The following is a 22,953-nucleotide window of genomic DNA, read 5'->3' as shown; positions in this document are numbered from 1 at the left end:
TCCCTGCCCACCCATGGCGTAGTCGTTACTGTTTGTTGTACCCAGGTTGTTGAAAATCTGACCATCTACGTTAACCGGAGTGGCCAGGAAGTCGAATAGCACAGTGTGCGTGTCGTCGTTTGCGTTGTATCGGTACACGCGTTCATTGTCGCGATCAAAATAGAATGCGAATGCGTCGTTTGTCGGATGCCATTGCCAGTCTCCCAACACAGCGCCACTGTTCTGCACCACACGCAGGTTTTGATACGTTATGCCGCTGTAGAGCGCCCTGGACACGATGCCATGTGACACCAGATAGCTGCCGTCCGCGGAGAATGCATCGTGCTGAGAATATTCCGGGATGCGGTGAAGGTAGTGTGTGGCACCCATAGAGGCGGCAGAAGACGCATTGGCAACCTTGGTGACTTTGACGTCGTAGTTTCCGCCACCGGGATGGCTCCACACTTTGCTAGCGCCCACAGCGGTGGGCAAACCAAAGTCAGATTGCGGCCAGATGCTGTGCTCGTACGCAATGGTTTGGAAATTGGGGGTGCAGGCCACCAACGTAGGAGGTGCTATCAGTGCACCGGTGTTCGGTGCGCGCGTCGACGTGGTCGTAGCGCTTTGCCCTTGAGTGCCTGACCCACCGCTGTTCGAATTCCGCTGTTCGCTGACTCGGTTCGACACGCTCGATTGCGCGCCCGAGCCAGAAACCAAGCCACCGTCGAGGCAACCCACAAGCGTTGTCGCACAGAACAGCAGCACGGCTGTTGCTCGGGTTGGGGGGGAATACACCAGTGCCGTTTGCCTGCAGTTCCCCTGGAACACAGACGGGCTGGAGCCGGCCAGGATCGATCGCCTTGCCATTGGATCGCCTCAATTTACGCGCTTTCGTCGACGACTCCTGTCAATAACAGCGCTGTTTTTATTGTGGTGTTGGCAGCTGTGTGCCGCACCGGCAACTCTTGCCAGTTATGCGGTGTTAGCGGATCGATCCGATAGATCTTTAGATCTGTGGCGCCGTTCTAAGGTACGCCCCGAACTCGACAGGCACCACGTTCAGGCGGATGCACCGCAAACGCCTGAACGCGCGGGGACAAGTGGACAGACACCTGTTCGTATGCTGCACGCAGTTACGGTTTGACCGACAGGGTACCGTCCACGCGGTAGCCAGAAGGCCTGCACCAATGTGGGTGTGAATCGCTGTGCGACAGGCTTGAGATCGCCTGTATACGGCGGCGTGGTCACTCAACGCCCCTGCTTATCTGCCTGTTCTTGCGATGGAATCAGGCGATGGCACAGGAGAAAAGGCGCTTGCTGGACGGGTTGAGCCTTGGCGTGCTGGGCGGGTCCGAGGCGAACGTGAACGCGTGGCTATTCGCAAACGAAGGAGCCAGAACTGGCAAACAGCAAGGGCTCGCCTTTCCAGCGTGTAATGCTTTCCGCGGCGCGCTCAACCAATCGCGCGTCAACCCAGTCCGGCTCTTCGCGTGACATTTTGTTCGTCTACATTGCGCTTCCGCAACCCGAGGATGCAGCGACGTGTCGCTGCCAACGACGAGGCGTTTTCGCGCGTCTCAAAACCGTCCGTGATATCGGGGTAGAACCCGTACTCTGCGGCACATCACTTGCACCGCGCAGGTCTGTATGTGGGTGATTGCGGCTCAACGCGGCGCGTGAGCCAAGAAGCGCGTAGTGACACCGTGATTCGAGAGCTGAAAAACGCCACTGCACAATTCAGTGCGGTTGCGGTGTTCGGCCCTATGATCTCCCAGTGTGTTGGGTTGTGACATCCGAAAGACGCCGCAAGGTGTGCTCAGTGGCCTAGCCGGAATTGAACAGCATCGACACGGTTGTGGCACGCGGCTGTATCGCTAGTCAGGTGAGAAGAGCGGTTTTTCTCGTACTTCTTTTGTCCATGATGTGTCTGATTAACTAAGATATTCGAGTCTGCAGATTGGTCTCGATTCGTTCGGCAGTCAGATGCTGAAGACGTGTTTGACTCTGTGAACTGGTTAAGACCAAAAATAGCCAAAAATGAGAATCACTGGTGCTTTTTAATTCCATCGACTTTGCTGTTTTTCTGGTCGTCGTATTTTCTCTTTACAGTATTACGTCCAGTCAACGGTTAAAAATCGTCATCTTGCTTTTCTCCAGCTTGTTTTTTTACGCATACTGGAGTGCGCCACACCTTCTGTTGGTATTTATATCTACGTTTTCGGTCGCCTGGCTTGGGCTGCGTATATCTTCGAATTCGGACGAAAGACGAAGAAAGCTCTATGTCTCTGCTGGTGTCGCCCTAAATCTGGGCATACTCGCTGTATTCAAATATTTCAATTTTTTTGTCGAAGTGTTGTCGGACATGGGCTCCGGCTATTCATTCGAACTGTCGATAGCACTGCCGCTTGGAATATCGTTTTACACGTTTCAATCTGTGAGCTATCTGATAGACGTCTATCGTCGAAAGATCGAGGCAGAGCAGAATCCGATCTCTGTCCTGCTGTACGTTGCATTCTTCCCTCAACTGGTTGCTGGACCTATCGTCCGGGCATCAGAATTTCTTCCACAGCTCAAAGTCGCGAAGAGATTCAATCACGATGATTTAGTTTGGGGTTTCAACCGGATAGTGTGCGGTCTTCTAAAAAAAGTTGTGATAGCTGATAACATTGCTGTTCTGGTCGATCCGGTATACGCAAACCCGACTGCATACTCGTCTGGTGCGCTGCTACTGGCGACCTATGCATTTGCTGTCCAGATATTCTGTGATTTCAGTGGGTACAGCGATATCGCTATCGGCGTTGCTCGCATATTTGGGTACCGATTAAACGAAAATTTCAACGTACCTTACATCAGCAAAAGTATCACCGAGTTTTGGCGGCGCTGGCACATATCACTGTCTAGCTGGCTGAAAGATTATCTCTACATTCCGCTCGGCGGCAATCGCAATGGTGTAGTAAAAACGTATCGTAACCTGCTGATTACGATGCTGCTTGGCGGTCTCTGGCATGGAGCTTCATACAATTTTATTATATGGGGTGCACTTCATGGCAGTTGGCTCGCGATAGAACGCTGGTGTGGAAATCATCTGAGTCCGAGAAAATATAAATCCGAAGTCAGCCATCAGTTCGTCAAGGCGCTCAAGGTTGTCCTTGTCTTCCACGGGGTGTGCGTCACATGGGTGTTTTTCCGAGCGGCGACGCTAGAGGATGCTCTGGCGATTCTCTATGGGATAGTGTCTCTATCGCCAGGCAGTTCTCAGGCTCCATTTCAGATAGTCTGGCAACTAGGTTTACTTTTGCTCGTTTCGACGTTCTTTACGCTTTTCAGGTTTGTGGCATTGGCAAGCTGGTCCTGGGTGATACTCTTGTCGTCAGCTGTAACCTCTGTCGTTTTGTTCGGGGCAAGTAGCTCTCAGTTCATTTACTTTGTATTTTGAGTAGGCAGATGAATTTTACCTCACCTTTGTGGCGATTCATGGCTGCACTGTGCTGTAGCGTGATTATGGTTTTTTTGGCTGGGGTTGTTCTTGAGCGCGCATCTAACCACCTTGATCCAAGTTACCCGAATATTAAGTCGGCTTTTCAGATGCGAGACCGTTCATTTGATTTGGTCGTTCTCGGTGACTCAACGACGTCTCAGGGCGTGAATCCGGTTGCGGCACTGGAAGGTTCTGATTGGAGTGGATTCAATCTGGCGTCTCCTGGTGCCAACTTCCTGTCTATGAAGTCCGCTCTGAGGCACTATTTAAAATACAATGAACCGCCGTCACTAGTCGCAGTTGGTGTGTATGTTAATATAGACGGACTGGACAACGGCCTCTCACCTAACGTTTACTTTGGGCTTGATTCTGATGACAGAAAATTAGTAGTGAGCGAATTTAAGAAGCTCGGCGTTAATCCCATTGATTGGAAGTTCGAGCTGCTGAACAGAATAGGCGCCTATCGTCACCGTGGCGCAATTGAGTTGATATTGAAGTATGTCGTCACCGGTGCTGCGCGAGTGCCCGAATTCATAAATGGGCACTTGGCTTTGACAGATCGTTTATTTGGCCCCCCAAGATTGCCGGCCTCCAATGTTGCAGGTTTTAAACTGGCAATGTTGCGAGACCTGTTGCAGTTTGCTCGGGAGCGTGGTATCAAGGTTGTCCTGTTTGAACCTCCTAACACACCTGGCTTTTCCGATTTGACAATCGGTCGTGAGGCTGTGTTGAAAGAAATTGACTCTATAGTCTCAGATGGTCTAGCTGTAGGGTTCGCTTCGTTTAACGATGCGGGACGGTTCCCGTTCGACTACAGTGAATGGATCAATGTGAACCACTTGAATTCAGTTGGGGCGAGTCGGTTTTCCAAGGAGCTGCTCGGTCCTTGGATAATTCAGACTCTCAGTGAAAGGTGTGATCGGGTTGAAAGTGGCCAAACCACACTGGGTTGTAACTAGCGAAACAGTTGTCAGGTGTATCCCGGTAGCGCCCTCTGATTACGCCAGCTGCGTCTCACCTGAGCTTTGCCAACGCAGTCAACAAGGGCTTCGGCAACACAGATGCGATCGCAAGCAGCCACCACCGCTTGTTTCGCTTGTAAACGCCAGACAGAAATGTTCGGCACGCTGTTTTGTTGTTGTGTGTTCGCAATGCGCTGGATGCGTGTGAAATCGCAAAATGGTCACTGATGGACTGCATAGCATTGCGCTCCGCAGTGGACCATTTGGAATCCTTTAGCAGCCGGTTAACCAAGTCCATGGTGCCGTCTGCACGCACCAGACGTTGCGTCAAACTGGAGGCGTCACCGCGGTAGTAATATGCGGTTTTTGCATCGCTTGCGACGCCTCCATGCGCGGCAGTGATTGCCAGCCACACAGCGACGTCTTCACCGTGGCTAAAGGCTTCATCGAAACCGCCTGTTTCAACAAACGCGCTTTTCTTGACCGCCAACGCGGAGGTCCAAAATGGCGACCGTCCATTGCAGATTCCGTGTGACAGTAGCGGCAAACTGACAGGTTCAATGCGTGAGCTTTCTACGTCCACAGTGCTGGCAAGAGCGTCACTGATTTCGGAAAGGTCGTTGTATTCGAGGTAGCCAGAGCCGAAAATACCGCATTGAGTTCGTTGATCGGTGAGGTGTTTGAGAGTGACCAAGTGCTGTTTGTGCCAAGAATCGTCTGCGTCGAGAAACGCAATGTAGGGCGCACTTGCTTGCTTACTGCCATTATTTCTCGCAGACGATACGCCGCCATTTGGCTGCCGGATTACGCGAATTCTCGGATCCGCCATACTGTTGACAACGTCGGCACCGTCATCAGTAGAGCCGTCATCAACTACGATGATCTCAATAGAAACACCCACTTGATCCAAGGCTGACTGAACCGCTGTTGCGATATAGGGTGCTTTGTTGTAGAGCGGAATGACGACGGAAAAATCGAGATCCACACATGTCTCCAAAGAGATTTAGAGCGGCGCCCTCAACCAGGGTCGAAGGGTGCCCAGTGACGTGAGAACAGCACGCTGACTGAAGTGCGCTTTGGGTGAAGCGATCTTGAATCCCACTGAAACGTTCGAGCTTAGCACGCTGTATAGGAAGTGGCGGACACCCACTCAATCCTGTCGGAGATAGGGAACCACGTGGAGGCGGTTCGGAAGGAGACCGTGAAGGTTGCACCGCCTCCTTAACCGATGTGCCCTGTGGGAAGATACGCACGACTCCTAGCCGTCGATCTACATCGCCGCATATTTGCTGGCGTAAGTGAGCGTCAAACGCGATCCAGCAAAACGACGCAAGTGGAAACTGCCTCGGCACTTTGACGGCAAAAGGTGACTTTCCCTCACAGGTCGCGTTCACCCTTGGTGGGCGCAGGCCGCCGCCGCACAGCCGGTTTGGCGTCGAAGCTGATGTGCTCGGCGCCGTGGTACACGTTGAAATGGCGGCCCTTGGCGCGCGCGATCAGCGTCATGCCGACCTGGCGCGCGAGATCCAGTCCCATCTGTGTGAGGCCGGAGCGCGAGAGCAGCACGGGGATGCCCATGAACGCGGCCTTCATCACCATCTCGCTGGTCAGCCGACCGGTGGTGTAGAAGATCTTGTCTTCGCCGCTGAGCCCCTCGAGCCACATGTGGCCCGAGATCGCGTCTGCCGCGTTGTGCCGGCCCACGTCCTCGACGTGAATCAGCATCTCCTCGCCCCGGCACAGCGCGCACCCGTGCACCGCGCCCGCAACGCGGTAGACCGCGTTGTGGCTTGAGATGGTGCGGATCAGCCCGTACAGCGCGGACTGTTTCAGAGCCGGGGTCGGCAGCCGGGTGTTGTCAAGCTCCTCGAGCGTTGACGCGAAGATGGTGCCCTGGCCGCAGCCGCTCGTGACGATGCGTTTGAACAGCTTCTCGCGCCAGTCCTTGAGTGTGCGGTTGGCGCGTGTCTCGATGGTGACGCTGTTCTTGGACCAGTCGACCGTGACCTCGCGAATGTCCTCGATCGAGTCGATCAGCCGTTGGTTGCGCACGTAGCCGAGCGCGAGCTCCTCGGGGCGTGTGCCGAGGGTCATCAGGGTCACGATCTCCTGGTCCTCGAGGTGCACTGTCAGCGGCAACTCGCCGGGAATGGCAGCCTGCCGCGTCTCACCGAATTCGTTGACCACACTGACCGCGTGGGTGGGATCACGGCCTGCGTCGGAGAGCGTCGGTCGCAGGGGGTGTTGGGACATGGTAACGGCCGCAGTTGAGCACCCTGACTGTGGCAAAGACTGTGCGATGCCGCAAGTCATCGGTGTGGTGGCGTCCTGTCTGGTGCCGTCGCGGCCAACCGAGGGTTGCGGTGGTAGCGGCGCGCACCCAGGTGGCACCTGTCGTGTCCCGGTACGCTTGGGGTAGGGCCCAACATGGCTGGCTCGCCGATCACAGGCGACGCTACCCGGCGCCGCCACGACAATCGGCCGAGGCAGTGAGTACATGCGCCGGCGTGGCACGCGGCAAGGCGGTTTAAGGTGGCAGCGACGTGTCGATGTCGGTCGATAAGCGGTTTGGCTAGCTGACAACACAGTCGAATGTCGAGGCCGCTGTGCAACGTGGCCCTCGGTATGTTGACATCGAGTCCGACCTACGTGCAGCGTTGTCCGGGATGGCGTGGTCGGAACCGTTCAGGTTCAGTTTCCGGTATGCACTCTGGTGATATTCGCGGCGGCTGTGATCGTCAACCGGCTGCCGTCGAAAAACACGACTCGTAACGCGCCACCATGGCATCGAGATCGAACGCCGTCGAAGCAACCCGCTTCGCGACGGCAGCCATCTGCTCACGCTCGGCGGTGTCGCGTGCGAGTGATGCGATGCATTCCGCCAACGCGGCCGCCGACCTCTCCACCAACAAACCGCCGGTGTCTGTCCCGTCGGAGGCGATGGCGTCCTGAGAGCCGCCGGCGTCCGTCAGGACAACCGGTGTGCCTGCCGCTTGGGCCTCGAGTGCGGTGAGCGGGTGCCCTTCTCGGTCAGAAGAGAGCACGAAGATGTCGAGTGCCGACAGCACATCCGCGATATCTCGGCGTGCGCCCAGCAGGTGGACGCGATGGGCCACACCGTGCGCCTGAACGGCGTTCTCGATTTCTGATCGCAATGGGCCGTCGCCGACAATGAGGACCTTGAAGTCGTCGATCGTGACGTCGAGCAAAGCCGTGGCCTCGATCAGACGTGCGTGGTTCTTCGCTGGCACCAGTCGACCGACGGTGCCGATCAACAGCTCGCCGTTCGGCGCCCATTCGGCGCGAAATGCCGTTGCCGTGCCACCCGCGAACTGTGCGGTGTCGATGCCGTTGTTGATCACCGTGGTCAGTGCGGCCGGAATGCCGATCTCGTTGACGTAGAAGTCGCGGGTGTCGTGCGAGACCGCGACAAGCCGGTGGGTCCAGCGCGCGAGTACCCGGTCGATGACGCGGTAGTGTCGGGGCTTCCACGTGTCGCGACTGTGCTCGGTGACAACGATGCGGTGACGGCTGAACGGCAGGGCAACCCGCGTCCACAGGTTTGCCGTCCACAAGTGGCTGTTGATTGCGACGGGATCGATTGCAGTCAGTCTGCGCCTGAGGCGCAGCGCGAGTCGCCAATCGAATCCGGGGCGCTTGCCGATGACCTCGAAGTGCACACGATCGTCCAGCCGTGGCGCGAGTTCGCCGGCAGTCGTCAGGCAGATCAGATGCACTGTCCAGCCGCGTGAGGCGAAGCGGTTTGCCATCGCAACCAGCATCTGCTCTGCACCGCCCACTGTCAGTGCCTCGATGACAAAAGCCACAACCGGGCGGGCTGGCGACCGTGTCATGCCTGCCGAGCCGGCAATGCGCCGTACTGCTGGAACAGATCGAGAAGCTCGTCGATGTTGTGCTGCTGATCGAACAGCTTCGAGACCTTGGCGTGGGCGGCGTCGCTGACGGCCCTCGCCCGCTCGGGGTTCTCGATCAGGTCGATGATCGCCTCGGCGAAGGCGGTGTCGTCATCCACTTCAACGAGGCAGCCGCTGACACCGTCCTCAACGAGCTCAGGTATGGCGCTGACGCGTGTCGTGACCACGGGCAATCGCAAGATCATCGCCTCGGCAATGACGTTCGGAATGCCATCGGGTGGGCGTCCGGGAATCATGCGTGGTGCGAGGACAAAGGCGTGCGCGCGCACCAAATGCGCCAGCACCTCCTCGAACGCCAGGCCGCCTGTGAAGCGGACACTGTCTGCGATGCCCAGCGTCTCGGCCAGTGCCTTCAGCTCGGCCTCGTCCGGACCAGATCCAATGAGGTCCAGCTGGATGTCAACCGACGTCCCGCGTTGGACGTGTGCCAGGGCACGCAGGACGGTGTCATGTCCTTTGGTGGGCACCAGCCGACCAATCGAGATCAGACGAAAGGGCTCCGACGCAGCGCGAGACGCAAACGCGGTCTCGGTGCTCAGTGCCATGACCTGCGGGTCGAGACCGTGGTAGTTGAGGTGCACTTCATCCGGCCGTGTCAGCCCGATACGCTGCTGGAGGTGTTCGCAAAAATACCCGCTGCACACCACGCTGAATGTGGCGTGGTCCAATTTGTAGGGCAAGAACCGATTGGGCGAAAAAATATCTTCGCCGTGGATGGCAGCTGACCAGCTGAACCCGAGGATCTGCTGCAGGTACCAGCACGCTGTCGTTGGCACGTTGGCCCAATGACCGTGGAGGTGGCTGACCCCGGTCGCGCGTGCGTCGCGTCCGAATTGAAGGGTCAACGGCAGGATGGCCAGCGACTTCAGCACCTCCATCGGGCGATCCCGGCCGTGCCAGACAACCCTGGCGATCGCGCTGGTGACGCGAACCGGGTGGCGCAACAGCGTGGTGCAGAACGCGCCCAGGGACGTCAACGACATCAGGGGTCCGTACCGGGTTCGCTCGTTGCTCAACCGCTTCGCGTCTTCCAGGGTGATGGCGTCGCGTGGGAACTGCAACGAGTACACCGTGAAGTCGACGCCGCGCCGCTCCAATGCAACCAGCTCGCGCAGGATGAAGGTCTCGTGCAACTCGGGGAACATCGAAATGAAGATGCCCAGTTTTGCCGGGTGTGGCGAACGGCTGTTATCGCTCATTGTCCTGCAGTGGCCTCATCGAGGGCGGAGCATGTGGGTATGGTGCGTCACGGGCGGTCGCGCGATCGGCGTGGTCTGACAGTGCAGTCAAGCTCTGTGCCACGTGCCTTCACGCCACGGCCTGTCGCCCCGATTTGCCCCAGGGTGCCCGTTGGGTGCATCACGGTTCATCGGGTCGGTCGATTGCGCGGGTCTCACTGGACGAACGTGACCCAATCGTCCGGTTCGGCACGCTCGGTGACGAGTGCGTTCGCCGGATCAGCCAGGTCGGCAAAGCCCAGCGAGATACCGCACACCACGACCTGGTCCTGCGGTATCGGCAGGGTACGCCGCAGCGCCAAGTGGTAGCCGCAAAAGGCCGCTTGCGGACACGTGTGCAAACCCGCTTCTCTGGCGAGCAGCAGCACGTTCTGTATGAACATACCGTAGTCCAACCAGCTGCCGGTGTTGAGGGCGCGGTCAATGGTGCAGATCAGACCCACGGGCGCATCAAAAAACTGATAGTTCCGCCGGTGTTGCGCTCGCATGCCGGCGGTGTTGTCTTTGGTGAGGCCGAGCAATTTGTACAGTCCAAGCCCGACTGCCCTGCGGCGTGACGTGTACGGCTCGAAAAAGCGGTCCGGATAGTATTTCTCCTCGGCGTCGAACGGCACGTCGTTGTCAAAATCGGCCTGTACGGCGGCGATCGTGCGATCCAGTTGCGCGCCTTGCAAAACGTACACATGCCAGGGCTGCATGTTCGTGCCACTCGGTGCGCGCGATGCGGTCTGGAGAATTCGCTTGATCACGTCAGGAGAAACGGGTGTTGATGTGAATGCGCGCACCGATCTGCGGCTGTTGATCGCGTCGGTGACCGCGGCTGCAGGGTGGCGACCAGAGCTGAAGGACATGTCGGTGAACCTGCGTGGTCTCGGTCGCAGTATAGTCGCGCGCTCTGTCGGGTCGGCTGCTCACGCTCGCGCGTTGACGGCCGTGCGCGTGGCGTACAAGGCCGGTCTGGGGCTTCCGACGTCGTACGGTGTGTCGGGGTGACCGGATTCCGTCGGGATCAGGACTGGTACACTGACCCTTTTCAGGGTGCAGATCGTGGCGCGTACTGGACTGAATGAAGTTGCCGAACCGCTTCCGCCCAACGCAGCGGAGGCGCAGGAAGGCATCATCTACTACACCATCGGCTTGGGCGTTTTTGTCGGTCTGTTGTTGCTCTGGATTGCCTGGCGTGGCAAGCAGTGGTGGTTGATTGTCTGGAGTGCTGGCCTGATCGCCTCCGGGTGCATCGCGTTGGTGCTGTTCTGACCTGCCAGCGCGGGGGCTGTTGCTCAGCTGGCGAGGGCCTGAGCGATGTCGCCAAGCGAAACGCTGGCGTCTGTGTAGTCGATCCGAATGCGCCAGGCGCCCTGTGTGGTGCGCAACACCAGACTCGGAAAGCCCTGCACACCAAAGCGGGCGCAGGTGTTCAAGTCCTCTGAAAAGGCGCTCAGCGTCTCGTCGGCGTGCAAGGCTGCGGCGAAGGCGGACGTGTCGAGCGCAAGCTCACCTGCCAGGTCGACGAGGGTGTCATCGTCACTCGGATTTCGAGCTTCCAGGTAGTAGGCGTGCTGTATGCGCGTCACCATCGCCTCCTCGTACTCGGGAGACAGCATGCGGGTCGCGGCGACGGCCCGACACGCGGGGTAGGTTGCCCGCCTCGGTGTGTTGGTGTGCCAGAAGTCGTGATTGAAGCGGGTGCCTGGCACGGCTGACTCGATGTGCCTCCAGTAGCCTGCAATGGTTTCCTGCATCGCCGCTGGCATGACCGCGTCGGTGTCGGGCGCCAGACCGCCGAGCACGCGCCGCACACTGACTGACGCGGGCAGGGTTGCCGCGATGGTCTCCCACGTCGGCTTGAAAGCCCAACACCAGCTGCACATCGGATCGTGAAAATGGAAAAGTGTTGGCATGTTCACCCTCTGACAAGGCTGGGCCCGTTGTGATTCGGGTGACGTACTCAACGCGCCAACTGTGCCCGTTTCCCGGGTTGCCGCGATGGTGTCCTGCCCGCGCTGACGGGTGTGGCCCGGCTGTTACGGTATCGGTCGGGGTGTGAGTGTAACCGCTGTCGACAGGAGGGTCGCACTGCCACTGTGTTCGACACGAACCGCGCCGCCCGATAGACTGCGGCGCCCTGCCGCGGCACACCGATGCACCTCCTCTACCGCATACCGCTGCTGGGTGTGCACTTCCTTGGCGCCACCGTGCTCGGCCTCCTGCTCTGCCTGCTGCGCCCGTTCCGGGCCTCTAACAGCCGACTCTGCGCGCAACTGTACGCCTGGCCCGCGCTCTGGCTGATCGGCCTGCGCGTACGTCACGTCGGCACGGGGCATTTCCCGAGTGACCGACCGTGCGTCGTGGTGGCCAACCACCAGAGCAACTGGGACCTCGTGGTGGTGGGCAGTGTGGTTCCGCCCAACACCGTGAGCATCGGCAAGAAAAGCCTGCGCTGGGTGCCGTTGTTTGGCCAACTCTACTGGTTGGCGGGCAACGTCCTGATCGACCGTGCCGACCGGCAGCGTGCGCGGCAGACGCTCGGCCGTGCGGCCGACGCGTTGACCCGGGACCGGACCAGCATCTGGGTGTTCCCCGAGGGCACGCGCAACCGCGGACGCAACATGCTGCCGTTCAAGCACGGTGCGTTTGCTCTCGCGGTCGATACCGGTGTGCCGATCGTCCCGGTGTGTTGCAGTGCCTACCTCACGCATCTCTCGTTGCGGCGTTGGCGCAACGGCTGTGCTCGCATCGAGGTGCTGCCACCGATCGAGACCGCCGACAAGTCAGCCAACGACGTGCCGTCCCTGATGGCGGAATGCCGCCGGCGCATGCAAGCCGTCATCGACCGACCTGCGGTGGCGGACGCGGGGTAGGGCGCGGGGTTGCGCCCACCGGGGTGCAGTCAGTTGTGCTATGTTGGCTGGTTGATTTTCCGCCTCTGGACGCATCCCCATGGCCGTTTCCAACGATGACGTGGCCGCAATAGCGCACCTCGCGCGCATCGCCGTGGACCCGGACGACGTGCCCGCCTACGCCGACCGCCTGTCGCGTGTGTTGGACCTCGCCGAGGCGCTTTCGTCGGTCGACACGTCGGACCTGGCGCCGATGGCGCACCCGCTTGACGACGCAGTGCAGCGGCTGCGCGAGGACGCGGTCAGCGAGCCCGATAGCCGGGACGCGTTCCAGGCGCAGGCGCCTGCGGTCGAGCGCGGCCTCTACCTCGTCCCCAGGGTGGTCGAATGAGCGTGCAGCACGAACCGCACGCGATGACACTCACCGGCATGCGCGACGCACTCGCGGCCGGAGACTTCAGCAGCGTGGAATTGACCGACGCATTGCTCGAGCGCATCGCCGCGCGCGAATCCGAGCTCAACTGTTTCGTCCGCAGTTGCCCCGAGCGCGCCCGGGCACAGGCCGAGGCGGCAGACGCTGCGCGTGCAGCAGGGACTGGCGGCCCGCTCTGCGGGCTGCCGGTCGCCCACAAAGACCTCTTCTGTACCCGTGACCTGATCACCAGCTGTGGCTCGCGCATGCTGGCGGATTTTGCGCCGCCCTACGATGCGACGGTGGTTGCCAAGCTCGATACCGCCGGCACCGTGACCCTCGCCAAGGCCAACATGGACGAGTTCGCGATGGGCTCGTCGAACGAGAACAGTTTTTTCGGCCCGGTGCGCAACCCCTGGGACCCGGATCGGGTGCCAGGCGGATCGTCTGGGGGCTCTGCGGCTGCGGTTGCCGCACAGCTTGTGCCGGCAGCGACGGCAACCGACACCGGTGGGTCGATTCGCCAGCCCGCCGCGTTCTGCGGTGTGACCGGCATCAAACCGACCTACGGGCGCGTGTCGCGCTTCGGCATGGTGGCCTTCGCCTCGAGTCTGGACCAGGGCGGGGTGGTGGCCCGTGATGCCGCCGATTGCGCGCTCGTTCTGCAGCACATGGCCGGTTTTGACCCGCGCGATTCCACCTCGATCGACCGCCCGGTCGACGACTACCTGGCCGCGCTCGCCGCCACGGGCGACAAGCCGCTCGAGGGTGTGCGCATCGGTTTGCCCGAGGAATACTTCTCGGTCGAGTTGGACCCGGCGATCGGTGACCGCGTCGTCGCGGTCGCAACCGAACTCGAGGCCCTCGGCGCCACCCGTGTGTCGGTGTCGTTGCCACACCTGTCTTTGGCGCTGCCCGCGTACTACGTCGTGGCACCGGCCGAAGCCTCGAGCAACCTGTCACGCTTTGACGGCGTGCGGTATGGCCACCGGTGCGACGACCCGAAAGACCTGCTCGACCTCTACACGCGCTCGCGCGCCGAGGGCTTCGGCGAGGAGGTCAAGCGGCGAATCCTGGTGGGCACCTACGCGCTGTCCGCCGGGTATTTCGACGCCTACTACGTCAAGGCGCAGAAAGTTCGGCGACTGATCGCCAACGACTTCAGCGAGGCCTGGACGCACTGCGACCTGATTCTCGGACCGGTTGCACCGAGCACGGCTTTTCGGCTGGGTGAGAAGTCGGATGACCCGGTGGCGATGTACCTCAACGACATCTACACACTCTCGGCCAACCTGGCGGGTGTGCCGGGGCTCGCCATGCCCTGCGGTTTTGTCGACGGGTTGCCTGTGGGGGCACAACTGCTCGGCCCGCACTTCAGCGAGTCCCGCTTGCTGGCCACGGCACACCACTACCAACAACGCACAGCCTGGCACCTCGAGCGCCCGGCGGCATTTCGCTGAGGGTTCGCCATGCGTTGGGAAACCGTGATCGGACTGGAAATTCACGCGCAGCTCGACACTCGGAGCAAGATCTTCTCGGGCGCCAGCACCGATTTCGGTGCCGACGCCAACCGCCAGGCCAGCGCGGTGGACCTCGGCATGCCGGGTGTGCTGCCGGTGCTGAACCGTGAGGCCGTGCAGTGTGCGATCAAGTTCGGCCTCGCCACGTCGGCAGAGATCGGTCGCCGCTCGGTGTTCGCCCGCAAAAACTACTTCTACCCCGATCTGCCCAAAGGCTATCAGATCTCGCAGCTCGACCACCCGATCGTCGGTGCGGGCGAAGTGCTCGTGACGCTGGACGATGGCGCGCGAAAAGCCATCCGCCTGACCCGCGCCCACCTCGAGGAAGACGCGGGTAAATCCTTGCACGAGGATTTTCAGGGCCTCTCGGGTATCGACCTGAACCGGGCCGGCACGCCGTTGCTCGAGATCGTGTCCGAACCCGACATGCGCTCGGCGTCCGAAGCCGTGGCGTACGCGCGCACCGTGCACGCGCTGGTTCGGTACATCGGCATTTGCGACGGCAACATGCAGGAAGGCTCGTTCCGCGTCGATGCAAACGTGTCGGTGCGACTCGCAGGTGAGTCGGCACTGGGCACGCGCACCGAAATCAAGAACGTCAACTCCTTCCGCTTCCTCGAGCGCGCCATCAACCTCGAAGTCCAGCGTCAGATCGAGACGCTTGAAGACGGTGGCGCGGTGGTGCAGGAGACGCGCTTGTACGACGCCGACCTCGACGAGACACGCTCGATGCGGTCCAAGGAAGAAGCCAACGACTACCGCTACTTTCCCGACCCGGACCTGCTGCCGGTGGTGGTGACGCAGGCGGACATCGACGCCGTTGCCGAGCGCCTGCCGGAGCTGCCAGAGCCGCGGCGGCAGCGCTTTGTTGACACCCTCGGGGTCACCGACGGCGACGCGGCGTTGCTGGTCCTGGAACGCGACCTCGCCGACTATTTCGAGGCTGCCGTGGCTGCCGCCGGAACCGACGGTGCGCAATCGGTGGCCAACTGGTTGTTGAACGACCTGCGTGCGCGTCTGGACAAAAGCGACCTGGCGCTCGCGGCCTGTCCGGTCACCGCCGTGGAACTCGGCGCCCTGGTGCGTCGCATCGCGGACAACACCATCTCCGGCAAGATAGCCAAACAGGTGGTCGACGTGATCTGGGAGGACGGCGGCTCGGTCGATGCCGTCATCGAAGCCAAAGGCCTGGTGCAGATCACCGACACCGGGGCTATCGAGACGCTCGTGGACGACGCTATCGACCAGTTCCCGGATCAGGTCGAGGCGTACCGCGGGGGCAAGGACAAGGTGTTGGGTTTTCTGGTTGGCAAGGTCATGCAGGCGTCCAAAGGCAAAGCCAACCCCGGCACAGTCAACCAGATGCTGCGCGACAAGCTGTCTCGCGATTGAGCCGATCAGGAGCGCTTTGCAGTCGATGGGCACACGACGGACCTTTCTGATCGAGGCGGCGAACGTGCGCGGTGTGCACGTGGACCTCGACGACGTGTGGCAGTCAACGCTGGCGCGTGCCGACTACGCCGACTGGGTGTTGCCGTGGCTCGGTCAAGCCCAGGCAGCCGTGGCGCTGCTGACGGCCACGATCAAGTTCGACGGCCGGTTGTCGTTGCAGGTCAAGGGCGGTGGGCCGCTGCAGCTGCTGGTCGCGCAAGCCAACGCCGACGGCTCGCTCCGCGCCACCGCGCGGACGCTCGGTGGCGGCGAGGGCTTGAATTTCAAGCAGGCGGTCGGAGACAGCGCGCAGGTGGCTTTGACCTTGAGCCAGCGCCGGGGCGACGACTACCAGGGCGTGGTTGCGCTTGACACCGACGCGCTCGGCGACGCACTCGCAGGCTACTTTGCGCTGTCGGAGCAGCTCGCCACGCAATTCTGGCTTGGCGCGGATGCCACGCGGTGTCGGGGTCTGTTGTTGCAGCGTCTGCCAGGCGCCTCCGAGGACACTGATGGTTGGCAACGCGTGCAACAACTTGCTTCCACGCTGTTCGAGGAGGAGTTGCTGTCCATCGACGCCGATGTGTTGGTCAACCGGCTGTTCCACGAGGAGGACGTGCGCCTGTTCGACCCCAGCGACATGCTCTTTCGCTGTGGGTGCTCGCGCGAGCGCACAGCGGCGATGGTGCGCAGCCTCGGCCACGAGGACGTGACCGCGTTGTTGCAGGAGCAGGGTGGCGAGGTGCTGGTCGATTGCGAATTCTGCCACCAGCAGTACCGCTTTGACGGCGATGACGTCGCGGCCTTGTTTGCCGATCAGGACACGTCGGAATAGGCGCCACACACCGGGCAGTCCGGGCGCTGGGCGATGGACAGACACTGCCAGTGGTTGGCCTCGGCGTCGAACAGCCACAGGCTGCCGACGTCGCCAGCGCCGATGCCCACGACCTGTTTCACCGCCGCGAGAGCCATGTAGCTGCCAAGGACGCCCACGAGCGGCCCGACCACGCCCGCGGATTGGCAGTTTTCGGCGTCGCCCAGCGTCTCGGGGTAGACGCAACGGTAGCAACCGCCTGAACCGCGCCGCGGTGCCAGCACGGCGATCTGGCCCTCGAAGCGGATGGCCGAGGCGCTGACCAACACCGTGTCCTGTTCGACGCAGATGCGGTTGATTGCGTGACGCGTCTCGAGGTTGTCCGTGGCGTCCAGCACCACGGTGGCGGCGGCCACCCGTGCCGTCAGCTCCCCGGTGTCTGCCCGTTCGACGACCGGGATGACCGTGAGTGCGGGGTTGATGGCGCGACACGCCTCGGCGAGCGAATGGGCCTTGTACTCGGACACGCGCTCGGTCGGATGGGCGATCTGCCGCTGCAGGTTCGAGAGTTCAACCCGGTCGTCGTCGATCAGTGTCAGGCGGCCGACACCGGCGCTGGCGAGGTAGAGCGCCGCAGGGCAGCCGAGCCCACCGGCTCCGACCAGAATCACGTGGGATTCGGACAGGGCGAGCTGGCCGTCGAATCCGACCTGGGCCAGGTTGATGTGTCGGCTGTAGCGCTCGAAATCGGCTTCGTCCACGGAGTATCGCCTCGCACGGGGTGCCGCAGTCTACTATGTTGCCTCAGCCCGGCTGACGCGGATCGGGCGGTATGGCGGAGACCGACACACGTGCATTTGCTCGCACACGCCTTCGCTGGGCTCGGTGACGAGGCCGAAACCGTTGGCCAGATTGCCGGCGATTTCGTGCGCGGTCGCGATTTGTCGGCGTACGCACCGGCGCTGTCGCGCGGCATTCGACACCACCGCTTGCTGGACAGCTTCACTGACCGTCACCCGGTGGTGGCCAAGAGCCGCGCGCGCCTGGGTGGCCCCTGGCGGCGGTTTGCCAGCGTGCTCGTGGATCTGGCGTACGGGCACGCGCTGGCCCGCGATTGGTCTCAACACTGTGCCCAGCCCATCGACGCGTTTGAGTCAGACGTCCATGCGGCACTGGCCCGTTGGCACGCGCAGTTGCCGGTGCGCTTGCAGCGCGCCAGACACCGGATGGTGGAGCACCGTGTCCTCGCCGGTATCGGCGACGCGGACGGGGTGCAACAGGCGTGTGACCGACTGGCACACCGTCTGCCGGCGCTGCGCGGTGCTCACGCGGCGGTTGACCGCGCTGGCGACGGGCTGCACTCGGATTTCCAGGCCTTCTGGCCCGAACTCCGCGGCTACCACGCGTCGCTGGGCGGGGCCGCCGAGCCGCGTTGAAAACGCCGTGGCCTACGCCATCACAGCGGTTCGAGCACCAGTTCGATGCCCGCCGCTGCGCACGCGATGACCTCGCGCTGCAACTCGGCGCGCGTGAGTGGGTGGTCGTCAAACCAGGCCTGTTCGGGCTGCAGTGTCACGCTGTGCCCCTGGGCGATCACGGTCAGGCGGCCGAGGTCGGGCGTGCGGCGGTCACGGCACAGGATCAGGCTGATGCGCAGCAACACCGCCACGCGCAGCAACGTGGCCGACTCCCGATGGATCAGTGGCGGCACCAGTTTCGGGCTGCAGCGTTTACGCTGTAGACGTACCAAGGTTGCAATACAGGCTTGCTGGCGGTTGCTGAAGCCGGGCATGTCGGCGTGACGCAGTAGCATCTCGCCGTGCTTGTGAAACTGGCTGTGGGAGACGGCCAACCCGATTTCGTGTAGCAGCGCAGCCTGCTGTGCCACGCGCTGGAAGCGGTCCGGTAGGTGCCAGGCTTGCTCTACGCGAGCGATGAGTGCGGCCACGGTCTCGCCGACGCGCTCAGCCTGTGCGGTGTCGATGCCGAACCGCCGTTGCAGACCCAGCACCGTTTGCCGCTGCACATCGGCGTCACTCCGGCCGAAGAGCTCGAAGAGCACGCCCTCGCGCAGCGCCGCCTGCGACACGCGCAGCGTCGAGATCTTCAGCGCCGAGAACAGGGCGCTGAGCACCACGGCGCCGCCAGCGAATACACGTCGACGCGAGTCTGACAAGCCGTCGAACACCGCCGAGTCGACTGTGCCGGCGGTGAGCAGGCTGTTGCACACGCCTGCGAGCGCCGTTGCCGTGAGGGTTTCGCCGTTGCCGAGGCCCTGCCGTTTCGCGTGTGCGGCAAGGGCCTTGATCGACCCCGAACTGCCGATCGCCGTCTGCCAGGCCGTGTCTCGAACGGCGCTGAGCAGCGGCAACAGTTCGATCAGCACGTCGTTGTGAGCACGTTGCCAGCTCTCCGCCGTGACCCGGCCGCCAGGAAAGTGCCGATCGGTGGCCACCACGCAGCCGGCACTGATACTCTCAGTGATATCTGCCTGTGCGCTCGAGCCAATCGCGACCTCCGTGCTCGCGCCGCCGATGTCGATCACGAGATGAGGTGACTGGCCTGGCATATCACCACTGGCACGCACGCCGTGATACACCAGTCGGGCCTCTTCCTGACCCGTGATGATGTCGATCCGGTGGCCGAGCACCGCCTCGGCTTCCTCGATGAAGCGGCTCGCGTCGCGTGCCCGGCGCAGGGTTTTTGTGCCAACTGCACGCACGTTGCGGTCCGGCAGCGCGCGCAAGCGCTGCGCAAAGCGCGCCAGGCACGTCAGTGCGCGCTGGCGCGCCGCGTCCGACAGTCGGTTGTCGTTGTCGAGGCCGCTGCCGAGCGAGACAGGTTCTCGCAGACGGTCGAGTACGCGCAGCTGGCCGCCGTCAGCGCGCGCGATCACCATATGAAAACTGTTCGATCCGAGGTCGACGGCGGCGAAATCGCGGGTGTCGGGTGCCGTCATGGTGCCGCTGGTCTCGGTGTTCCGGCGGGGACGTCGTGTCGGCCGAAGGTCACGCGTGGGTTGCCGCCGAGGTCGTGATCAGTCGCCACCTCGACGTAGCCGGCTCGCGTGAACAGCGCGGCGACAGCTTCCGCCTGATCGTAGCCGTGCTCGACGAGCAACCAGCCCCCCGGCGCGAGCCACGCGGGCGCGTCGGCGACGATACACGCCAACGCAGCGAGGCCGTCGTGCCCGGCCACGAGCGCGTGCTGTGGCTCGAATCGCAGGTCGCCCCGGTGCAGGTGGGGGTCGTCGGCTGCGATATAGGGCGGGTTGCTCGTGATCACATCAAAGCGGGTGTCCGTTACGGTGTCGAGTGCGGCAAACCAGTCACCGGACACCACGCGCAACGGCACGCCGGCGCGGTCGGCGTTGCGGCGCGCGACCTGCAGTGCGCCGGCGTCGATGTCGGTTGCCCAAACCTCGCAGTCCGGGCGTTCCGTCGCGAGCGCCAGGGCCACCGCGCCGCTGCCGGTGCCGAGGTCCAGACACCGCGGCCTGCCGTCTGCCGGCAGGCGCGCCAGCGCTGCGTGTACCAGCGTTTCGGTGTCCGGCCGCGGGATAAGCGTGTTCGCGTCCACTTCGAGGCAGAGCGTCCAGAACGCGCGCTCACCGGTGAGGTAGGCCACCGGCTCGCCTTGAGCGCGGCGCGCGCACAGTTGTGAGAAGCGGGCGCGCTGCACCGCATCGAGCGGCCGCTCGTCGTGCGCAATCAGGGTGGCGTGGTCGACGCCGGCGCAGTGCATCAGCAGCAGCCCAGCGTCGGCGCGGGGTGAATCCGAAACGGCCTGCAGGCGCGCAACCCCCTCACGCAGGGCCTCGCCGATCGTCAGGGGCCGTGGTGCCGAGTCTTCCCCGGGCTCATGCATTGGCAAGTTCGGCCATGAGATCGGCCTGGTGCTCCACCAACAGCGGGTCGATGACCTCGTCGAGGGCGCCTGTAATGATGTCCTCGAGCTTGTACAACGTGAGATTGACGCGGTGGTCGGTGACGCGGCCCTGCGGGAAGTTGTAGGTCCGAATACGCTCTGAACGGTCCCCGGACCCGACCTGCAAGCGGCGGGATTCGGTGCGCTCGGCCTCCTGTCGGGCCACTTCGTCGTCGAGCAAACGCGCCTGCAGCAACGCCATGGCGCGCGCACGGTTCTTGTGTTGTGAGCGCTCGTCCTGGCATTCCACAACGATGCCGGTGGGCAGGTGGGTGATGCGGATGGCCGAATCGGTCTTGTTCACGTGTTGCCCACCCGCGCCGCTGGCGCGGTAGGTGTCAATGCGCAGGTCACTGGCGTTGATCTCGACTTCGTCGACCGCTTCGATTTCGGGCAGGATGGCCACCGTGGCTGCGGAGGTGTGGATACGCCCCTGGGATTCGGTTTGCGGTACGCGTTGCACGCGGTGTGCACCCGACTCGAATTTCAGCCGGGAGAAGGCACCCTGGCCAATCACGCGCATAACCGCTTGCTTGAACCCACCGTGCTCACCCTCGGAGGCGCTGATCATTTCCGTGCGCCAACCGCGTTGCTCGGCGTAGCGCGCGTACATTTTCAAGAGGTCTCCTGCGAACAGGGCCGCTTCGTCGCCACCGGTCCCCGCGCGCACCTCGACGTACACATTGTTGTCGTCACGCTCATCGCGCGGCAGCAGCAACACCTGGATGTCGGATTCCATGGCGGTAATCCGCGTCTCGCAGGCCTGGAGTTCGCTGCGGCCGAGCTCGCGCATCTCGCTGTCCGTGTCCGCAGCCATTTCCTGTGCGGCACCGAGGTCGTCCCGCGCTGTCTCGAGCGCGCCGTAGGCTGCGGCCAGCGGTTCCAGCCGTGCGTACTCGCGCGAGAGGTTCCTGAACTGGTCCTGATCCGCCAGCACATCGGGGTCGCCGAGCAGGGCAGCAACCTCGCCGTGCCGCTCGATCAGGGTCTGCAGTTTGGCTTCAATCGCGGGTGTCATGGTTGTCATCAAGTCTGAACAGGCGCGCAGCAGCGTCGAGCAAGGTGGCGTCGCCCTCTCTGGCAGCGTTGCGCAACTCGGAGACGGGCACGTGCAGCAGGCGTTGGGTCAACGCGTGGGCGAGGTGGGCCAACACCGCCTCCGGGTCGTCGCCGGCCCGCAAGCGTCTCGTGGCGCGGGCAAGCGTCTGCTGTTCGATGGTCTGTGCGTGATCGCGGAGTGTCAGCACCGAGTCGAGCGCACCGCGCTCGGCCAGCCAGCGCATGAAGGCATCGGTTTCATGTTCAACGATGTGCTCACCGAGTTCGGCAGCGTCGCGCCGCGTCTGCTGGCCTGCGTCCACGATGTGCGCCAGGTCGTCGACGGTGTAGAGGAAGACGTCGTCGAGTTGCCCCACTTCGGCTTCGATGTCGCGCGGCACGGCGATGTCGATCATCAGCATGGGTCGACGCTTGCGTTGCCGGAGTGCGGTTTCCACCGTGCCCTTGCCGAATACCGGGCGCGGCGACGCCGTCGAGGCGATCACGATGTCTGCACGGTGGAGGTGTGTGTCGAGGTCTGCCAGTGCGATGGCCTCGGCCCCGAAACGCTGCGCGAGCGTGTCGGCCCGGGCGAGGGAGCGGTTGGCGATCAGCACCTGGCCCACACCCTGTCCCTGCAGGTGCTGGAGCACCAGCTCGCTGGTTTCACCGGCGCCGAGCAGCAACGCGGTCTTGTCCTCCAGCCGGTCGAACAGCCGACCGGTGAGCTGGACTGCGGCATAGGCCACTGACACTGCGCCGGCGCCGATGTCCGTGTCGCTGCGCACACGTTTTGCCACGGCGAAGGCGTGCTGGAACAGGCGGCCCAGTGACTGGCCAAGCGTTCCTTGATCGCGCGCTTGAACCCAGGCGGACTTGACCTGTCCGAGGATCTGGGGTTCTCCGAGGATCATGGAGTCCAGGCCGCTGCTGACGCGCAACAGGTGGCGCACGGCGGCGCGCTCGCTGAGGGTCACGAGGTAGGGGCTGACGGCCTCGAATTCCGATGGGGTGGTGGCAAAGCACTGCTCGGCGACCCGCTCGACCGACCCGATCTCTAGGTTGGCGAAGACTTCGGTGCGGTTGCAGGTCGAGACCAACGCAACCTCCCGCACGGTGTCGAGCGCGGCAAGGCGCTGGAGGCGTTCGGGTACCGCATCGGGTTCCACGGCCACGCGCTCGCGCACCGAGACCGGGGCGGTGTGGTGGTTGAGTCCGAGCGCGACAAGTGGCATGCCGGTATTTTACGCGTTTCCGGCGGCAATCGCTGGCTGAATCAGGCGTTTGCGGGCCGGGTTGCCACGGGAATTGCTGTGCTCTGGTGGGGGCGCGCTAGACTCTTACGAGGTCGGGTGGCGCTGGTATGAAAGACGCTTTGG

At 62.4% G+C, this 22,953-nt stretch carries 21 protein-coding genes; 9 read left to right on the top strand and 12 right to left on the bottom strand.

The features are described from left to right. Positions 1-744, bottom strand: a 744-nt coding sequence (locus AAGA11_03975; GenBank protein ID MEM9601993.1) for a hypothetical protein, incomplete at its 3' end; no start/stop codon positions are given. Between the two features lie 1,285 nt (positions 745-2,029). On the opposite strand from AAGA11_03975, the gene AAGA11_03970 reads away from it, so the two are divergent. Then, complete coding sequence (locus AAGA11_03970; protein MEM9601992.1) at positions 2,030-3,415, top strand: MBOAT family protein; 1,386 nt, start codon at positions 2,030-2,032, stop codon at positions 3,413-3,415. 8 nt (positions 3,416-3,423) lie between these two features. Continuing rightward, entirely contained in the window at positions 3,424-4,416 is a 993-nt protein-coding gene (locus tag AAGA11_03965; protein MEM9601991.1) for a hypothetical protein, read from the top strand. A 55-nt stretch (positions 4,417-4,471) separates the two neighbouring features. Here AAGA11_03965 and AAGA11_03960 read toward each other — a convergent pair whose 3' ends face one another. From AAGA11_03960 to AAGA11_03940, 5 genes are all read right to left on the bottom strand, one after another. Beyond that, positions 4,472-5,404 carry a glycosyltransferase family 2 protein gene (locus AAGA11_03960; GenBank protein MEM9601990.1) on the bottom strand — a complete coding sequence of 311 codons (933 nt, stop codon included), beginning with the start codon at positions 5,402-5,404 and terminating at the stop codon, positions 4,472-4,474. Between the two features lie 392 nt (positions 5,405-5,796). Then, positions 5,797-6,672 carry a formate dehydrogenase accessory sulfurtransferase FdhD gene (locus tag AAGA11_03955; protein ID MEM9601989.1) on the bottom strand — a complete coding sequence of 292 codons (876 nt, stop codon included), beginning with the start codon at positions 6,670-6,672 and terminating at the stop codon, positions 5,797-5,799. A gap of 485 nt (positions 6,673-7,157) precedes the next feature. Continuing rightward, positions 7,158-8,273, bottom strand: a complete 1,116-nt coding sequence (locus tag AAGA11_03950; protein MEM9601988.1) for a glycosyltransferase — start codon at positions 8,271-8,273, stop codon at positions 7,158-7,160. Next, positions 8,270-9,553: a glycosyltransferase family 4 protein gene (locus AAGA11_03945; GenBank protein ID MEM9601987.1), complete on the bottom strand. Its 1,284-nt coding sequence runs from the start codon at positions 9,551-9,553 to the stop codon at positions 8,270-8,272. Before AAGA11_03945 ends, AAGA11_03950 begins: the two co-directional genes overlap by 4 nt. 194 nt (positions 9,554-9,747) lie before the next feature. After that, positions 9,748-10,443 (bottom strand): nitroreductase, encoded by a 696-nt coding sequence (locus AAGA11_03940; GenBank protein ID MEM9601986.1) that lies wholly within the window; start codon positions 10,441-10,443, stop codon positions 9,748-9,750. A 196-nt stretch (positions 10,444-10,639) separates the two neighbouring features. Between AAGA11_03940 and AAGA11_03935 the strand changes: the two genes are divergently transcribed. Beyond that, entirely contained in the window at positions 10,640-10,849 is a 210-nt protein-coding gene (locus tag AAGA11_03935) for a hypothetical protein (protein ID MEM9601985.1), read from the top strand. 23 nt (positions 10,850-10,872) lie between these two features. Here the strand turns inward: AAGA11_03935 and AAGA11_03930 are convergent, their stop codons facing one another. Continuing rightward, complete coding sequence (locus AAGA11_03930; GenBank protein ID MEM9601984.1) at positions 10,873-11,493, bottom strand: DsbA family protein; 621 nt, start codon at positions 11,491-11,493, stop codon at positions 10,873-10,875. A 240-nt stretch (positions 11,494-11,733) separates the two neighbouring features. Between AAGA11_03930 and AAGA11_03925 the strand changes: the two genes are divergently transcribed. From AAGA11_03925 to AAGA11_03905, 5 genes are all read left to right on the top strand, one after another. After that, the gene (locus AAGA11_03925; GenBank protein MEM9601983.1) at positions 11,734-12,453 is read left to right on the top strand and encodes a 1-acylglycerol-3-phosphate O-acyltransferase; all 720 of its coding nucleotides are present in this window, start codon (positions 11,734-11,736) and stop codon (positions 12,451-12,453) included. 79 nt (positions 12,454-12,532) lie between these two features. Continuing rightward, entirely contained in the window at positions 12,533-12,823 is a 291-nt protein-coding gene (gene gatC, locus AAGA11_03920; GenBank protein MEM9601982.1) for an Asp-tRNA(Asn)/Glu-tRNA(Gln) amidotransferase subunit GatC, read from the top strand. A gap of 23 nt (positions 12,824-12,846) precedes the next feature. Further along, positions 12,847-14,304, top strand: coding sequence for an Asp-tRNA(Asn)/Glu-tRNA(Gln) amidotransferase subunit GatA (gene gatA / locus AAGA11_03915; GenBank protein MEM9601981.1), 1,458 nt, complete (start codon positions 12,847-12,849; stop codon positions 14,302-14,304). A gap of 9 nt (positions 14,305-14,313) precedes the next feature. Then, on the top strand, positions 14,314-15,756 hold the full coding sequence (gatB, locus tag AAGA11_03910; protein ID MEM9601980.1) for an Asp-tRNA(Asn)/Glu-tRNA(Gln) amidotransferase subunit GatB: 1,443 nt from the start codon (positions 14,314-14,316) through the stop codon (positions 15,754-15,756). Between the two features lie 25 nt (positions 15,757-15,781). Next, positions 15,782-16,630 (top strand): Hsp33 family molecular chaperone HslO, encoded by an 849-nt coding sequence (locus AAGA11_03905; protein MEM9601979.1) that lies wholly within the window; start codon positions 15,782-15,784, stop codon positions 16,628-16,630. Here the strand turns inward: AAGA11_03905 and AAGA11_03900 are convergent. Next, complete coding sequence (locus tag AAGA11_03900) at positions 16,612-17,370, bottom strand: HesA/MoeB/ThiF family protein (protein ID MEM9601978.1); 759 nt, start codon at positions 17,368-17,370, stop codon at positions 16,612-16,614. The two genes, AAGA11_03905 and AAGA11_03900, sit on opposite strands and share 19 nt — an antisense overlap. Positions 17,371-17,460: 90 nt before the next feature. Here AAGA11_03900 and AAGA11_03895 point away from each other — a divergent pair, with 90 nt between their 5' ends. Next, positions 17,461-18,045, top strand: coding sequence for an ACP phosphodiesterase (locus tag AAGA11_03895; GenBank protein ID MEM9601977.1), 585 nt, complete (start codon positions 17,461-17,463; stop codon positions 18,043-18,045). Positions 18,046-18,065: 20 nt separating this feature from the next. Here AAGA11_03895 and AAGA11_03890 read toward each other — a convergent pair whose 3' ends face one another. Genes AAGA11_03890 through hemA form a run of 4 tightly spaced genes read right to left on the bottom strand, consistent with a single transcriptional unit; the run spans position 18,066 to position 22,809 of the window. After that, positions 18,066-19,568, bottom strand: a complete 1,503-nt coding sequence (locus tag AAGA11_03890; protein MEM9601976.1) for a Ppx/GppA phosphatase family protein — start codon at positions 19,566-19,568, stop codon at positions 18,066-18,068. Beyond that, complete coding sequence (gene prmC / locus AAGA11_03885) at positions 19,565-20,476, bottom strand: peptide chain release factor N(5)-glutamine methyltransferase (protein ID MEM9601975.1); 912 nt, start codon at positions 20,474-20,476, stop codon at positions 19,565-19,567. The genes AAGA11_03890 and prmC overlap by 4 nt, the downstream gene beginning before the upstream one ends. Further along, complete coding sequence (gene prfA, locus AAGA11_03880) at positions 20,469-21,554, bottom strand: peptide chain release factor 1 (protein MEM9601974.1); 1,086 nt, start codon at positions 21,552-21,554, stop codon at positions 20,469-20,471. Before prfA ends, prmC begins: the two co-directional genes overlap by 8 nt. Further along, positions 21,538-22,809 carry a glutamyl-tRNA reductase gene (hemA, locus tag AAGA11_03875; GenBank protein ID MEM9601973.1) on the bottom strand — a complete coding sequence of 424 codons (1,272 nt, stop codon included), beginning with the start codon at positions 22,807-22,809 and terminating at the stop codon, positions 21,538-21,540. Before hemA ends, prfA begins: the two co-directional genes overlap by 17 nt. Positions 22,810-22,953 lie beyond the last annotated feature (144 nt).

The sequence above is a fragment of the Pseudomonadota bacterium genome (genome assembly GCA_039196715.1).
In the GTDB taxonomy this organism is placed as follows: Bacteria; Pseudomonadota; Gammaproteobacteria; order CALCKW01; family CALCKW01; genus CALCKW01.
This window is presented reverse-complemented; position numbering and strand designations above follow the sequence as displayed.

What these genes read in the sequence shown, in the direction of transcription:
- AAGA11_03965 (MEM9601991.1), top strand. Translation starts at nt 3,424, where the DNA reads ATGAATTTTACCTCACCTTTGTGGCGATTCATGGCTGCACTGTGCTGT.
- AAGA11_03955 (MEM9601989.1), bottom strand. Translation starts at nt 6,672, where the DNA reads ATGTCCCAACACCCCCTGCGACCGACGCTCTCCGACGCAGGCCGTGAT.
- AAGA11_03950 (MEM9601988.1), bottom strand. Translation starts at nt 8,273, where the DNA reads ATGACACGGTCGCCAGCCCGCCCGGTTGTGGCTTTTGTCATCGAGGCA.
- AAGA11_03945 (MEM9601987.1), bottom strand. Translation starts at nt 9,553, where the DNA reads ATGAGCGATAACAGCCGTTCGCCACACCCGGCAAAACTGGGCATCTTC.
- AAGA11_03940 (MEM9601986.1), bottom strand. Translation starts at nt 10,443, where the DNA reads ATGTCCTTCAGCTCTGGTCGCCACCCTGCAGCCGCGGTCACCGACGCG.
- AAGA11_03930 (MEM9601984.1), bottom strand. Translation starts at nt 11,493, where the DNA reads ATGCCAACACTTTTCCATTTTCACGATCCGATGTGCAGCTGGTGTTGG.
- AAGA11_03925 (MEM9601983.1), top strand. Translation starts at nt 11,734, where the DNA reads ATGCACCTCCTCTACCGCATACCGCTGCTGGGTGTGCACTTCCTTGGC.
- gatC (MEM9601982.1), top strand. Translation starts at nt 12,533, where the DNA reads ATGGCCGTTTCCAACGATGACGTGGCCGCAATAGCGCACCTCGCGCGC.
- gatA (MEM9601981.1), top strand. Translation starts at nt 12,847, where the DNA reads ATGACACTCACCGGCATGCGCGACGCACTCGCGGCCGGAGACTTCAGC.
- gatB (MEM9601980.1), top strand. Translation starts at nt 14,314, where the DNA reads ATGCGTTGGGAAACCGTGATCGGACTGGAAATTCACGCGCAGCTCGAC.
- AAGA11_03905 (MEM9601979.1), top strand. Translation starts at nt 15,782, where the DNA reads ATGGGCACACGACGGACCTTTCTGATCGAGGCGGCGAACGTGCGCGGT.
- AAGA11_03890 (MEM9601976.1), bottom strand. Translation starts at nt 19,568, where the DNA reads ATGACGGCACCCGACACCCGCGATTTCGCCGCCGTCGACCTCGGATCG.
- prmC (MEM9601975.1), bottom strand. Translation starts at nt 20,476, where the DNA reads ATGCATGAGCCCGGGGAAGACTCGGCACCACGGCCCCTGACGATCGGC.
- prfA (MEM9601974.1), bottom strand. Translation starts at nt 21,554, where the DNA reads ATGACACCCGCGATTGAAGCCAAACTGCAGACCCTGATCGAGCGGCAC.
- hemA (MEM9601973.1), bottom strand. Translation starts at nt 22,809, where the DNA reads ATGCCACTTGTCGCGCTCGGACTCAACCACCACACCGCCCCGGTCTCG.